Origin of the sequence: Extibacter sp. GGCC_0201, assembly GCF_017566055.1 — a bacterium.
In the GTDB taxonomy this organism is placed as follows: Bacteria; Bacillota; Clostridia; order Lachnospirales; family Lachnospiraceae; genus Extibacter.
Map to the genome: position 1 here is coordinate 1 of NZ_JABFCH010000287.1, position 208 is coordinate 208.

The window sequence follows — 208 nt, forward strand, 5'->3', positions numbered from 1 at the left end:
TGATAACCTACTGCAGACGGCATACGGCCAAGCAATGCGGATACTTCGGAACCAGCCTGGATAAAGCGGAAAATGTTATCAACAAAGAGCAGTACGTCCTGGCCGCCAACATCACGGAAATATTCCGCCATAGTCAAACCGGTCAAGCCTACACGCATACGAGCTCCAGGAGGCTCGTTCATCTGACCGTAAACAAGAGCGGTCTTAT

1 pseudogene is annotated in these 208 nt (G+C 50.5%); it reads right to left on the reverse strand.

What is annotated here, in order from left to right:
- Positions 1-208 (reverse strand): annotated as a pseudogene (locus HJV72_RS19555) (F0F1 ATP synthase subunit beta); the annotation flags it as partial.